The 15,052-nt window shown below is 41.9% G+C and carries 8 protein-coding genes; all 8 read right to left on the bottom strand.

What is annotated here, in order from left to right; genetic code table 11:
* Positions 1 to 102: 102 nt before the first annotated feature.
* Complete coding sequence (locus EYA81_RS09170; protein WP_022400933.1) at positions 103 to 1,248, bottom strand: DUF4185 domain-containing protein; 1,146 nt, start codon at positions 1,246 to 1,248, stop codon at positions 103 to 105.
* A gap of 22 nt (positions 1,249 to 1,270) precedes the next feature.
* Positions 1,271 to 3,214, bottom strand: coding sequence for a glycoside hydrolase family 172 protein (locus EYA81_RS09165; protein ID WP_117599913.1), 1,944 nt, complete (start codon positions 3,212 to 3,214; stop codon positions 1,271 to 1,273).
* A gap of 138 nt (positions 3,215 to 3,352) precedes the next feature.
* Positions 3,353 to 5,023: a DUF4886 domain-containing protein gene (locus EYA81_RS19195; protein WP_147335085.1), complete on the bottom strand. Its 1,671-nt coding sequence runs from the start codon at positions 5,021 to 5,023 to the stop codon at positions 3,353 to 3,355.
* 17 nt (positions 5,024 to 5,040) lie between these two features.
* Positions 5,041 to 6,966 carry a RagB/SusD family nutrient uptake outer membrane protein gene (locus tag EYA81_RS09155; RefSeq protein ID WP_117599915.1) on the bottom strand — a complete coding sequence of 642 codons (1,926 nt, stop codon included), beginning with the start codon at positions 6,964 to 6,966 and terminating at the stop codon, positions 5,041 to 5,043.
* A 13-nt stretch (positions 6,967 to 6,979) separates the two neighbouring features.
* Positions 6,980 to 10,072, bottom strand: coding sequence for a TonB-dependent receptor (locus tag EYA81_RS09150; protein ID WP_117599916.1), 3,093 nt, complete (start codon positions 10,070 to 10,072; stop codon positions 6,980 to 6,982).
* Positions 10,073 to 10,278: 206 nt separating this feature from the next.
* Positions 10,279 to 11,472, bottom strand: a complete 1,194-nt coding sequence (locus tag EYA81_RS09145) for a glycoside hydrolase family 172 protein (RefSeq protein WP_117599917.1) — start codon at positions 11,470 to 11,472, stop codon at positions 10,279 to 10,281.
* A gap of 31 nt (positions 11,473 to 11,503) precedes the next feature.
* Positions 11,504 to 12,952, bottom strand: a complete 1,449-nt coding sequence (locus EYA81_RS09140) for a glycoside hydrolase family 125 protein (protein WP_129643314.1) — start codon at positions 12,950 to 12,952, stop codon at positions 11,504 to 11,506.
* Positions 12,953 to 13,053: 101 nt separating this feature from the next.
* Positions 13,054 to 15,033: a glycoside hydrolase family 97 protein gene (locus EYA81_RS09135; RefSeq protein ID WP_131225656.1), complete on the bottom strand. Its 1,980-nt coding sequence runs from the start codon at positions 15,031 to 15,033 to the stop codon at positions 13,054 to 13,056.
* Positions 15,034 to 15,052 lie beyond the last annotated feature (19 nt).

Genomic DNA, 15,052 nt, shown 5'->3' with positions numbered 1-15,052 from the left:
AGATTTGTTTGCTTGTCTGTGCAGACAAGCAAACCGGTAACGAGAGAGCTATTAATAAAAATAAATTCCTAAGCTTCATATCCAATTCAAGTCAAGTGATTATTATTCCAGCTTCATATCGGCACACATCAGGAAAGCATTGTACGGCCCCCACATGGACATGATGAACCAAAGCTGGTCATCATTATCTTTCAACGGATGTATGTAAGCGCAATACAAAGCTGGATATCTGTCCGCTTCCGCCAATACTTTCGGCTCGCTCCACTGGACGAGATCCTTCGATGTACAATAAAGAATGGCATGCCTTTTGGTCAAAGGAGTCTCGTCATGATTCGGATCATAATTATAAGTCAGAATCCAACGCTCAAACTTCTTGTGCCATATCAGCGACGCTTCTCCTACGGGACCTCTCAATACCGGAGTAGCGGCAGCCTCATTTCCACGTATCCACTCTTTACTTTCACCGTTCCAGTATTCATAGGCCTTCATATCCAGAAGATCTTTCTCAAGGAAACGCGCCAGATACGCAGCATCACCACGTCCGGCCTGTGTGCCGAGCATATAAATCCATCCGTCACATTTGGCATAAGCCACTTGCGAAAAATGACTGTCGGGAGAAAAAGTCACCTCTTCACGCCGCTCCCATGTCCGACCGTCATCATTGGAAGTATAGACAGAAGAAAAATTGGTAAGCCAGCGTCCATGAGGCGCTCCCCAATCATAGATGTTCATAATATGGACACAATCCGTTTTACCGGCCCGAATAGCACTCGTAGGGATGGAAGTCTGGTATACCTCCGGATTCGTCTTACCGCCCGCACATACCTCAAGCGCCTTACCATCAGCATCAAGCAGCATTGAATCTATTTTAAGACCGTCTGTAAGCTCTGTATCCGATGAAAAAGCCAGTACGTTGGAACGCCAGTTGGAACCATTGCCACCATTTTTATTCACGACAAAACCTTCTCCACTGGTATCTCCGAAAAACATGCCCACACGGTTTCCATCCATATGCCACATTAACCCCAAATCCGTTCCATATACATCAAAGTCAGGTCCGGTATTATTGGGATTCAGCAATGTATCTCCCGGCAAAGGATCACCCGTGACACGGGATATCATGCGTACATTATCAATACACAGCGTTTTTTCACTATCAGCATCCTTACAAGCCATATTGCCCGTCAAACTACAGGTAACAAGCCCGAACAGTAAAATTTGTTTAGTTCTCATTCTTATCAATTCCATATACAAGTACACATTCCCACATCTATTCCTTTATTCTTTCCAGGATAATCAGTCCCAGTTCAAACTGGTCCCCACCGTTATTATTTCTCACATGGAAAGTAACCGAATTGGTTTGTTCCGTCAAATTGATGTCTCCTACATGTACTCTGTCTTTAGACACTTCTTTGTCCTTCTTAGTAGAGATCCATCCGGACAGTTGCTTCTGGCGTTGCCAAACCTGGAAGTCGGCACCATTCGGTTTCTCGAAATAGTTTATCAGCACTTTATATTTTCCTTCGGGTACATCGTTCAGCATGATGCGCACTACTCCTCCATGCTGGGTGGTCATACGGATTCCACGCTCATTTGTTACCTGGACACCTCCACCAAGACTCAGCTGCATCAATTGAGGGAAATAAATATGTTCTGTCGGCTGATATACAGTGCGTAATTCAGCAGTAGGCTCTTCTCTGCCTTGCAATGGCTGAGCTGCATAGAAGAATCCAACAGATGTATAATCTACCGGGAAATTATTTTTTACTTCACCATGTTCCATTCCATGATAGATTTCCTTCTCATAGGACATTTTGTCGGCCAAGAAGAAACGGTATCCACCGGTTCTGGCCATCGGAAGTGAATAATCCAGGCAACCATGGAGAGGGAGGCTGTTTCCTCTGTCCCAACGATCCAATAAAGCATACCAGCCACCGTTGTAATAGTCTTCGGAACCGGTGCCGTGCAGACGCATTTTATTATCTACGTAAGTGCTGTCGTCCCCTTCGAAGAACAAGGTCATGCCTGGACGCAGGCCTTGTGCCTGATGGATGGTTCCTACATAATGTCCTTTTCCTTTTTGTGCAGCAAACTTATGGAAAATGCCGAGAGGAGTTTTCTCTCTACGCCATACAGAATAGAACTTACCCTCTTCCTTCACATTACGCTTATTACTGTTATAGTACACTTTAACGTTTACAGAAATAGGAGATTGCTGAATACCTTCTCTCTTTTTATAAATCATCTTCATAGAAGCTGACTTGTCAAAAGGCATTGGCAGATAGCAGTAGTTGGAAGTACCTTGCTTACCCATTAAGATACTCCGCATTGCTCCTTTTCCATAGGCATATCCAAAAAAATCAGCAACGGGGGCATAAATAGCCTCCACCTTCTCATTATCCCATTTAGCTGAAAGAATCACATCTTTGTATAAACCTTCGAAAGATGTTCCGCCATCAATCGACATACCTACAATACGTCCCGGTTCTGCCATCTCAAAGAAAGAAACTTCTTCTCCCGGACTCAGTGTAAATACCTTTTCTTCCGTCTGTACACCAGCTGATTTTCCAAAGGTATAATTCGTTACAGCAGGAGACAAGTCAGCCCATATTCTATTCACCTCAGCCAACAAATCCTTATCCTGCTGTGAGAATTCACCGGTATAGGTTTCCACCTTCTTTCCCGGCAGGTTACGGTATTGTATCTGAATGAATTCCAATTTAGGTCCATCGAAAACAATTTTACAGGACTTTTTATACGTAATGGGCAGATAACAATAAAAACCACCGATTTCATTGCCACAAACGGGCTTTGTAAACGGATAAACCTTACCGGAAAACAAATCCGAGAACTTTATTTTCAAACCAGGTTCCTTTTCTCCGTCAAAGTAAAAATAGAGCATATTATCTGTCGGTGTAGGCGTCCAAATACGATTGATTACTCCAGGGCCCTCCATTTCTGCAATCACCAGTTTATCCCCTTCCTTTCGGAGGAAAGAATAAGTTCCGGCAAAACCATCGTCGTTACCCCATGTTCTGTCATAACTCGAAAACTGCTCCACATAAGAATCGGTACGATACTCGGGCAGTTTATCCACTCTTTTCAACAATTCCAACTCATCTGTCCATCTGTACGGGTTTTGAGCTGTAACATACATCCCTGCCAGCAGAAAAGCGAACAAGAAAATCAAGAAACTTTTTTTGTTGATATTCATTACATTTAATTTATAAATCCATTGATAGAGAAAAGGCAGGAAGGGATATTTTGCTTCCTAGCACCCCTTCTTGCCATTTTCCCTTTCAATGAAAGGATTAATAATAAAAGTTATTCTATACTATCCATGAAAATCCAATCAATTCCCCTCGGGCATTACCACCATAACATTTATACCAAAGAATTTAGCCCATTGGGTGTTGTCAGGACCTGGTTGCAATTCAATATTGACAGTTCCGTCTTCAGCCGGTTCAATACCTTTTACAGCTGCTACTCTGTCCGGATTGAAATCGTTCACTAAGCAAGCAGAGCCTTCATTAGCTCCTATAACTCGATATTCAGTCTGTGTATTACTATCGTTTATATGTCCATAAAAAGTAAATGTATATTTTTCCCCCTTAGTCAAACCGGACATCTTGAAACTACTTACAGGAATGGTTATACCATCACTAAAGAACATATCTTCAGAAGCAGTCTTTGGGAAGCCCAATGTATTTTCCAAACCACGTTCCAAAGTACCACTAAAGCCTTTTTCTACCACCAGGCAGAACGGCGTAGTGTTTCCCTTGTCATCTTTCAAGTTTTCCAGTGCAGGATCACCTGGGAACCGATAATTATTAAACGGAGCAGGAGATTCTATAGGACCAAAGTCTATGTAAATACGAGCAGGAGATTCCTTATAGTCCAGCAATTCAGTGATTATTTTACTATTGACAATAGCATTGTGTGCAGCCGCCTTTGACAGTTTCACATCATATCCAATCAAGTTATCGGGACTATAAGAAACTTCATTCTTTCCGAATAATGCTTCAAACCAAGTACATGCTGCAGCAAATTTAGCTGTATTTGCATTCAAATGGAAAGCATCTTGTAACATATCTTCACCGATATAACTTGTACGACCATTCTGAACAGTTGTTCCAACAGGCACAACTAAATCAATCTGTACCGATGATTCCTTGGCTGCCCATACAGCTTCTACAATCGCATTATACATTTTAAACTGATCTCTGTCATAATTGGCAAAACCATCTTCGGCAGCAGACTTTGCATAAGCCCAAGGTTGATGCAGCAAATACTTCACATCAGGATTGGTAGCCAAACCATCCACAAGTTCCATTAGCTGCGGCAAATATGTTTGATATCCATCCTTCAGACCAGCCATAGCCATTGATTCTTCAAATGCAATATAATCCCAGTTTTCACCTTTAATTATACTTTTCAATGACTGGTTGCTTTGAATACTCGAACTACCATCTACTGCAATACGATTATACTGATATACTGCCTGATTGTCTGTAACATTCTTTACATGGTCTTCCAAAGAAGCGTTTTCAACATACATATTACCTATAACCAAAGAAATACCAGCATCCTTAGCTATATCATACAAATAATTTGCAGTCGCATCATTGGCCAATCCACTACCAATAGTCAAAATTTTGACAGATTTTTCACCTTCGGTAACTGTCAAGTCAGCAAAATACATCAATTTTTTATCTGCAGTTTCCACTTTTATAATCGTTTTTCCTGCAGCAATAGCTGTGATAGCACCTGCATTACCATCTAAACTTTCAGCGGTCGCCACATTGGGATCAAGCACACTCCATAACAGCTTATATGACTCACCTGCTATTTCATCGACAGTTGCAGTGACTTTAATTTTCTCACCAACCGTCAAGTAGACTGACGATTGGTCAATACGTACAAATTTACGGTTAGACAAATCCACATCATTATCATCCGAACAAGATGTCAATGCAAGAAATGTCAACGCCATCATCCAAAAAATGAATTTCATTGATTTCATAGTCATTCTCTATTATTTTATTGATATCCGGGAGCCTGTCTCAATTTAGGGTTTATATCCATCTGCTTTTGTGGAACAGGCCATAAATACATTCTTTTGTTGAAGGTACGGCTCTTATAAAAAGTTCTCTTATAGAAAGCTTTTGGATTACTGTCATCATCGCTTCTTTCAGAACCATCATGGTTCATTCCGTACAATTTACCACCCAAATACTTTTCTCCAAGTTTCCAACGACGGATATCATGGAAGCGGACACCTTCACAATTGAATTCTACGCGACGCTCCTGCTGAATTGCAGCACGCATCTCCTCTTTGTTAAGCCCTTCTTTCAATGCCGGAATTCCAGCCCTTTCTCTGATCAAATTCACATATTTATAAACATCATCATTCGGAGACGGCAAATATTCATTCAATGCCTCGGCATATCCCAGATAAGCATCAGCCATCCGATACAAGATACCGGGTTGATAAGTATATTTCTTATCAATAGGAGATACATCCAACGAAATACGCTTTCTTACATTATAACCATTTTGAGGGGAATCAAAGGTCATATCTGTATCCAAACCACCCTGCAAAAAGTTCACATTCCGATTGGCAACCCCTAACCAGGCATTATTATATATCACCGATACATAAAAACGAGGTTCACGATTACAATACATATTGTATGTGCCTTCCATTGTTATAGGATTCATACCAGTTTCTTTATTGCTCAATGCTGTAGGACCACCTCCCGGCCATTGAGTATATCGCAGCTCAGCTTCAGTGGAGAACCCTTTTTCTACATAGCCAGAATTAGGATTGATAATCGGCGATCCGTCTTCATTATAGCCCCAAATAGGAACCTCACCATTCTTCATATAAAAAGCATCTACCAACTCCTGAGTCACTCCCATTGCAGCATTACCTTTGATACCTTTGGGCAAGTGGTGATCTTGCCAGTACTCAAGGTCCTGATTGAAAGGCCTACCAAAAATAATTTCAGTATTTCTATCGGAGAAACGCTTCAATGACATATTGTAATAAGACATAAAGGGGTCAATGCTTCCATCCGGATTCTTTTCATAATATAGTTTATACCCCGCAGCTTCTGCAGCATTAATTAGTTCCAAATGAGCATCAGCAGCTCTTTTCCATTTATTGATATCTTCTGAAGAAGCAAACAAATTTTCCCCCTCGGAATTCTTCCAATCCTTTAAATCAGGATTACCATTGAACAACGGACTTGCAGCATAAAGTAATGTTTTTGCCCTAATGGCCAAAGCCATAATAGAAGTCGCTTTACCCCAATCTGCATTACTAGGATAAACTGCCGGTAAATTTTTTGAAACGTCCAGCAACTCTTTATCGATCCAATCAACAATCTGGTCATAAGGAACCTGAGGGGTCATTAGCTCTGATTCCGAAGCATCTACCGGATAAATCACTCCAGGAGTAAATGGAATAGGTCCATATAACTCAATCATCAATGAATAATAGTAGGCTATCAGAAAGCGAACTTCATTCTTCATCTGATTTACATAAGCCTCCGTCAAATCTATTTCAGGTATGACTCTTACTTTCTCCAAAAAAATTAACCCCGCACGTATTCTTTTGGGAAGCTCCACCCAATAATTAGGATTCCAGTCGGATATTGGGCTCCAGTTACCTGTAGTATAGGCATAGACATTAGCCCAACCGTAAGGACTCCAATCCTGAGGAATAGTTATATCATCTCCCATAATATTATAACCTTGATCCTTAAAATATCCCCACATAGGACTTGGGACTGATGAATACACACCCGCCAGCCAATCTTCTGTTCTAACCTTATCCGAGAAAATCATTTCCATAGTCAACTGATCATCCGGAGCTTTATCAAGAAAATCATTACAGCCAGTCGCCATCACCATAAAAAGTGATAAAAAAGCTGACACTACTATTGATTTATATTTTTTCATGTCTTGTATCTTTTTAATTGTTGAAATTGATGCTTAATCCGATTGATATAGATTTCATTTGCGGATATCTCAATCCATCGTTTGTTTCCAGCTCAGGATCCCAAAGTTTGAATTTGGAAAAAGTAAGCAAATTGGTGCCTCTCAAGAACAGACGGCAGTTTCTAACCCCAATTTTATTCGTCCAAACAGGAGGAAGAGTATAGCCTAACTCTAAATTCTTCAATCGCAAGAAACTCATATCACGCAACCACCAAGTAGAGGGCCGTTCATTATTAGCTACCGCCTTGTCTCCCATACGTGGCCAGAATACATTCTGATTAGGATTTTCGGGAGTCCAGCGATCATCGATATTTGAATAGATATTACCTGCTCCCAAAGAAGAACCTGGCAACCAGGTTTCACCTCCAAGTATTCTGTCTGTGTTACCAGTTCCTTGGAAGAAAATGCCCAAATCAATTGATTTGTACCTTACTGTCGCTCCAAATCCATAAACGATTTCAGGAACAGAAGTACCACCAATAGAAGTCTCATCTACAGCGGTAATCTCACCATCCCCATTCAAGTCTCTATATCTAATATCACCAGGACGCAGATTACTGGCGTCACTAAAATTCTGTTTAGGAATACCTTCTTTCAACCTTCCATTCTCATCAAAATCATCTTCGGTAAACAGCCCTTCAGCAATTAAACCACGTAATTGTCCGACTGGCTTACCTGTAGCAGAACGATAAGTACCGATAATTGATGCAGGTTCATCAATTTCTATCACTTTGTTATGAGCATATGTATAATTTGCCATTACTGAAATCAACCAATCTTTATTAAATTGATGGTTAACATTTAACGACATATCAAAACCTTGATTGTTTACCTTACCAAAATTTGCCCAAATATTTCTGTTAAATCCTGCAGAACCAGGTACATTTGTCCGTTGCATGAAAATATCTTCCCGTTTCTCTTTAAACACGTCCATCACCAAATTTACGCTATTATTCCATAACCCTAAATCCAGACCTACATTCATCTTAGTTACTGTTTCCCAAGTTAAATTGTCAACGCCTATTTCACCCTCTGAACGCCCCAAACGATACACGTTCGCATCCGTACCCCAAGTATAAGATCCCGTATCAACAATAGTAGAAATATAGGCAAATCTACGGTTACCCCCAATATTGCTGTTACCAGCTTTTCCCCAACTGGCTCTTAGCTTCAAATTAGATATAACGTCAGATAAAGGTTGCATAAACTTTTCTTGTGAAGCAATCCAACCCACAGCTACAGCAGGGAAAAAGCCAAAGCGTTTGCCAGGAGCAAAGTTTTCAGAACCATTATATCCAAAATTCAATTCCGCAATATAGCGGCTATCGTATGTATATGAAAATCTTCCGGCTATTCCTTGGCTACGGTAAGGAAGAGTTTCTCCCTTGTCATAATCCTTTTGGTTATACAAAAACATGGCATTTACATCGTGCACCTTGTCAAAAACACGATTATACGAAAGCATACCTTCCAAATAAACACTTTGGTCACCCCATTCCGCACCTTTAGCATATCCTAAGAACTGCTGTCCGTTTTCCTGAATAGTTGTTACTAAATCACCATTCTCATCACGCGATGTAGCCGGATTGTAGTAATCAGGATTCTTTGATCTGCTTACCGAATTTGCAGAAAATTTGTCAAAAGAGAAAGTCACCTTTGCTTTCAGTCCTGGTGTAATAAATTTCAAATCCTGCTCAATAGAAGTCAATGATTCAATCTTATTATGATTCCATTTTTCATATCCCCGTTGAGTAGCCCAAGCCCAAGGATTCTGTTTATTGGCTACACGTGGAATACGACCATCAGAATAAATGGCAGGATGCACATAGGGAGGAACACGCATCGCCTGATAGAAAATACCGGTATTAGTCTCCTCACTTCCCGGAGGAGCATTTCTTGTCTGAAGAAATACACCTAAATTGGCACGGAACAAAGTGGTAGGAGTCAAGTTCACATCCACATTTGAACGAACCGTATAGCGGCTGACTTTGAGAGAAGAATCCCACTCCTGGTTTTTGTCACGTTCAATAATACCACTTTCATTATAATATCCTACCACCAATGAATAACGCAAAATATCAGTACCGCCATTCACACTTACATTGGCTTTGGTATTGTTGGCATGGTCTTTGGATACAAGATCCCACCAATCTATGTCCGGATATAGTTCAGGATCTGTCTGATTCTTATAATTCAGTAAGGTAGCATCGCTGACAAACGGGGCTCTTCCTTGTTCAGCATACATTTCATTAATCAATTCCAAGTACTTCACACTACCGATATAATCAGGAACTTTGATAGGTTGCGTAAAAGAGTGTTCAAAACGCACATCTACCTGAGGCTTTCCAATCTTACCGCGCTTGGTTTCAATCATTACCACCCCATTGGCACCACGCACACCATAAACTGCACTGGCAGCAGCATCCTTCAAAACAGAGAAAGAGGCTATTTCCTCAGGATCAATATCATGCAAAGATCTTTCTATACCATCTACTAAAACCAAAGGATTAGTATTTCCGGTAAAACTACTGATACCACGAATCCAAAAATCCGAATTATTGAACCAAGGATCACCACTTCTTTGAACTGCAATGACACCAGGAAGCATACCTGCCAAATTATTACTTAAGGAGCGGCTGGGAGCCGCAGCAAGTTTAGCCGGTTCTATATTAGTGATAGAACCAACCACAGAAGCTTTTTTCTGTGTTCCAAATCCCACTACCACCACTTCATCAAGGGCAGCAACGTCCTCTTCCATAGATACGTCAATAATACCCTTAGAGCCAATTGGTAACACTTTGTCTTTAAAACCTATATAAGAAAATTTCAAAGAAGGTTTTTCACCACTTAACACAATTGTATAAGTACCATTGATATCAGTAACCACACCATTGGAAGGATTATCAGCTTCTGTAACATTTACTCCAATAAGTAACTCACCTTGTGCATCCATCACACGTCCGGTCACCTTCTTGGGCGACTGAGCAAATATGTAATGCATATTCCCGATAGAGATTAAAAATATCAGGAGATATTTTATTAGTAATTTTTGAAAAATGTTTTTCATATTAAATTTTTATTGACAATTAATTAACTATATAGAAACCATATAATTTACTGCTAATATCATAATCTTGCCACTATAATGGCAAAGTCGTGTCAATGTATTGGCAACATTGTGCCAACACGATGGCAAAGTCTTGCCACTTTGTTGGCAAGACTTAAAAAATAGTAATACTTAAATATGGACCTATACGAAAAGAGGAGAACTATTTATTCATTTCCCCAAAGAGTTGCTTTATTACCCTTAGCTTTACGCCAAGCGTCACGCCAACGATGTATGTCCATGTGATTGATGAAAGGCTTCGGTGCCCTCTGGGCTTTCGTAGGAGCTGCAGGAAGAGATACTGCTGAATCCTGATACCAATAGGCAACGGTTGCCAAATCCAAGGTCAAGTTATTATTAGAACCATGCTCTATCGTGCCTTTAACACTCTTCTCAAAGAAGATGGGATCAGCTATGAAAAAACGGTAAACATGGGTACGTCCCAACCAGCCGATGTCATTATTAACACGCGGATACCCGAAATAAGGATGCGAGAATGCCTCTTTAGGACACCAGGAAGTATTGAAAAAATCTTCCGTACCCGTTCCTATCAATGAAGGTGTTTTTTCTCCGTCAATGAACCACATATCATCCCCTTCACCATACCACATAGTAGTAGGACAGTGCACATAGTAGTTAATACCTACAAAATGGCCTTTTCCTTGTGTCTCTACAAATACGTAATTGTCCTTACCGGTAGTATTCGGTTTCTGCTCTCCGGTAAGTCCCCATTCCGTCTCACCTTCGGGAAGGGCCTCTGTGAGGTTATGGTTGTACCATGCATGGAATCTGCCCATATCTTTGGGAAGTTTGTCCATCTCCAAATAATCTACGTAGAAATAGAAGGCATCAATGTTCCTGTCACTTTGATTTTCGATTTCAATACGTGCGCCTTTCTCAAAAGGCATAGTGAAATAGCATGACATACCAGTACCGTTTTCAGGACCTGATGAAAGAGGCAATGATGCATAATTATATCTTTCGTCCCATCCCTGCCCAAAGAAAGGTCCGATAGGAGACTCTACCGAGGGATAGTCGTTTCCATCCCAATACATACGGATGATGATGTCATTTCTGCTCAACGTGGGAGGAGGAGGCGCAATGGTCACCCAAATATGGTTGATGGCTCCTGCCCCCTTGATGTCCGCAATAATCCGCTTTTCACCTGGCTTGAAAGGTTCCAGATGGTCTCTGTTACCTCCCGTGGGGTCGGTACTGGAGATTCTCTTGTTTTTTACACCCGACTTCAACTTTGCCAAGTCAAACATTTCGTTCGTCATGTTCGACTGTGCAAATACAGTAGGAAAGTACAATCCCAAAACAAGGGAAAGTAACAAACTGAATTTTGTAATTTTTCTCATGATTTTTTGTTTACATTGATTAATTAAATGATTAGTATTCCAATAAATAAGGTTTCTCATTGAATGTTTTCCACAGCAATTCTCCAAACAATGTATTGGCCCATGCAAACCAGCTCCTTGTGAATTTCTTGGGGTCATCCTTATGGAATGACTCATGCATGAATCCGGTACCAGCATGCGTTTTCTGGAGCATCTGAATACACCGCCGTAACTCTTCATCATCTTGAGCGGTCAGGGCTTTCATTATCAGACTCATCGGCCATATCATGTCTGTACCAATATGATGTCCTCCTATCCCTTCAAAATAAGAGCCTTTAAAGAAATAAGGATTGTATTCCGACCACACAAATCTTCTGGTATTGGCATAAATTGCATCATTCCTATCAACACCACCCAGATAGGGTAATGCCAGCAGATTAGGGACGTTGGCATCATCACTAAGATAAGCCGATCCAAAGCCATCTATTTCAAAAGCATAGATTTTACCAAACTTCGGATGATTCACCACGGCATAAGTCTGCAAAGCATTATAAACTTCTTTACTCAACGCCAACAGTTCATCAGCCAGTACATTGTCTTTGGTTATCTTTTGAACCATTTCGGAAGCCTGCCTCAAACTGGCCACCGCAAAGAAATTGGACGGGACGAGAAAAGGAAAGATAGTGGCATCATCACTAGGCCTGAAAGTAGAGCAAATCAATCCGACCGGATTTACTTTATAGCCCACTCCACCCATAGGAACAGCATCTATAGCCCATTCCGAAGTTCTGCGAAAACTATAAGGTCCGTTACCATCTTTTCGCTGTTGTTCCTTGCAGACCCTTAAAATTGTCTCTATCGCCTTCTTCCATTGCACATCGAAAGGAGCAGTATCATTTGTCTTTTTCCAGTATCCATATGCCAGACGAATGGGGTAACAAAGGGAATCCAATTCATACTTACGTTCGTGAATACCCGGTTTCATCTCTGTATGATCGCTGTTCCATCTTGTATACTTCGTATCATCATCATAGAAAGCATTAGCATACGGATCCTTCAATATGAAGGAGGTCTGCTTATTGATAACGCCAATAATCAATTTCTGCAGATTCTTATCTTCAGACATGAAATCCAAATAGGGATATACTTGAGCAGAACTATCCCTCAACCACATAGCATCAATATCACCGGTAATCACATATGTATCCGGCCGGCCATCCTTTTCTGAATAAAAAACAGTTGTGTCCAATGTATTCGGAAAACAATTTCCAAACAACCAGCCCAGTTCTTCATTTTTGACCTTCTGCTTAAAAGTAGCAATGGCCTTTTCAATGGCAACACTCATGAAATTCCTTTCTGATTCAGGCTTTCTTATTGTTGGAAACGATGAAAAAGAGGTAGCTGTCGAAGCTAAACCTGGATTTGCAAACAGCAAGCTTTCATTCAGTGCATATCCCGCTCCCAAAAGGCCCACTCTCTTTATAAAACTTCTTCTGTTCATGTTATAAATCTATTGATTAAAAATATTATCCTGAAGCAACCTTCTTATCCTAACAAACTAACAACTGATTGAAATACAATTTCAACTGATAAACATCACCCTTATAACCTTCTGATATGTAATAGCGCTCCTCCATCCCTTGCCAGATTCAGTTCAATGATATCCTTTCTTGTAACTTTCCGCACCAGTCTGTCCAGATTGTTTGGATTCCGCTCCACATCCTCCGCATCGGTATAGATCGTTGCTTGGTAGCCCCCCTCACTAAGGAAGTCCAATTTCAATTTCAGATTCCTTTCCGTACCGTTGTTTAGCAAGCCTACCCACCAGTCCGAACCGCTCCTGCGGGCCACCGTGACATGCTCATTCATTTTTGCCAGCGGAACTCTTATCTCATCCCACGTTCCCGGCACGGTACGGAGCACCTCGAACCCCGGTTGACCTTCATAAGCCTTTGGCGTATCGCACAACGAGGTGAGATGGTTTTCCAAAACCACATACATGGCCAACATATGGCAGCGTGTGCTCATTACATGAGGATTTACATACTGTATCTTGAACTCCGAGCGCGGCAGTGCCCTGAACCCTCCCAGGTGATAGTCCGTCGCTCCCGCCAGCATCCTGGTGAAGGGTATCGCAATGTCATGATCCGCATTCACCAGCGTGTCCCACTTGCATACCTCGTAGTTGAGCGTCCCCTCCCTCGTGAACTCATTCGGATAGGTCCTCACCAGCCCTGAGGGCTTGCTCGATCCGTGGAACTGTATGAAGAGCCTGTGCCTTGCCGCACATTCCAGTATCTCCTCCTGGATACGGATCATTTCCTGGTCATTGCGGTCCATGAAGTCCACCATGAGTCCCCTGACCCCCCATTTCTCATACAGCGTGAATGCCTCCTCCAGCTTGTCATAGAGCGGTCTCCAGTGTACCCACAGATGTATGCCCACCCCCTTGCTCCTTGCATATTCCACAATTCTTGGCATGTTCAGGCATGGTATCGGTTTTGTGATGTCCGCATTGGGTCCCGCCCATCCGAAATTGAAGTTGTCATCATAGTACCAAGGAGTTTCCGCATATCCGTAGATTCCATGTACATCCAAGCCATTGCGCGCAGCAAAATCAATGTAGTACTTGTTCGTGTCGAAATTGTTCCCTGGAGAGAACGTGCTGTCCGGCACGACATTCCCGTTCCACCATGTGAACGTGGTCCGGCAAGGCTTAATCCATGAAGTGTCTTCAATCCTGCATGGTTCGTTCAGACTTGTTAGTATGTTCGTCTCCAGTAATCCTCCTACCCGGTCTGCAACGGATATCACGCGCCACGGGGTACGGTGTGGGAAACTGTCTATTTCAACCTTTATTTTTTCCTGCCCGAGTTTTGGCGAGAGCTTTCCCACCAGTCCACTCTTCTCCTTCACCAGGTACATTCCCGCGTAGTCCCTTATTGCCGCCTCTGTTATTGCCAGGGCCACCCCATTGTCGAATTCGAATGTGGCGGGCATCTCTATCAGCCTCTTCCTTGCGACCTTGTCATATCTTACATGACTGTATACCCCTTCGTGTGTATTTACATACCCGGGCAGGTACATGAGCAACGCCATCGGGTTTCCTTGTAAGTTGAACTGTGTCCTTTCATCGTACATCACGTATGAATTCCATGTTTTCTGCTTGGGAAATTCGTATCTGAATGCTATCCCATCATTGAATGCCCTTACAGCCAGGTTCACCGTTCTCTCCTTCCCGTTCTTCTCCACCAGGGGGACTATCATCTCATTGCAGTGGTTTCTTGCCTTACTGACCTTTCCTACTACCAGCTCGTATGTCTCGTCTATCTTCCTCCTTTGTACCTTTCCCGCCTTGAGTCCTGCCCCGAACTCCCCGCTGTCGAACTCGAATCCCAGCCTTGAGTCCTCCAGCAACTGCTGTTTCCCATATTTCACGCTGTAAGCCACTTTCTCAGGCGCTATGTCCAGCACAAGCTTCAGCTTCCCGTCGGGAGATGCCACAGAGAACTTCTGCTGGGCTGAAGCGGTACCAAGGCAGAATAGAAAGGAGCATATAATAAAAAGTTTATTCCGTATCATTTCTTTTGACTTTTACAGT

Origin of the sequence: Bacteroides sp. A1C1 (genome assembly GCF_004328515.1) — a bacterium.
Taxonomy (GTDB): Bacteria; Bacteroidota; Bacteroidia; order Bacteroidales; family Bacteroidaceae; genus Bacteroides; species Bacteroides uniformis.
This window is presented reverse-complemented; position numbering and strand designations above follow the sequence as displayed.

Excerpts from the sequence above, each read along its gene's own strand:
- EYA81_RS09170 (WP_022400933.1), bottom strand. The coding sequence starts at position 1,248 with ATGGAATTGATAAGAATGAGAACTAAACAAATTTTACTGTTCGGGCTT.
- EYA81_RS09165 (WP_117599913.1), bottom strand. The coding sequence starts at position 3,214 with ATGAATATCAACAAAAAAAGTTTCTTGATTTTCTTGTTCGCTTTTCTG.
- EYA81_RS19195 (WP_147335085.1), bottom strand. The coding sequence starts at position 5,023 with ATGAAATCAATGAAATTCATTTTTTGGATGATGGCGTTGACATTTCTT.
- EYA81_RS09155 (WP_117599915.1), bottom strand. The coding sequence starts at position 6,966 with ATGAAAAAATATAAATCAATAGTAGTGTCAGCTTTTTTATCACTTTTT.
- EYA81_RS09150 (WP_117599916.1), bottom strand. The coding sequence starts at position 10,072 with ATGAAAAACATTTTTCAAAAATTACTAATAAAATATCTCCTGATATTT.
- EYA81_RS09145 (WP_117599917.1), bottom strand. The coding sequence starts at position 11,472 with ATGAGAAAAATTACAAAATTCAGTTTGTTACTTTCCCTTGTTTTGGGA.
- EYA81_RS09140 (WP_129643314.1), bottom strand. The coding sequence starts at position 12,952 with ATGAACAGAAGAAGTTTTATAAAGAGAGTGGGCCTTTTGGGAGCGGGA.
- EYA81_RS09135 (WP_131225656.1), bottom strand. The coding sequence starts at position 15,033 with ATGATACGGAATAAACTTTTTATTATATGCTCCTTTCTATTCTGCCTT.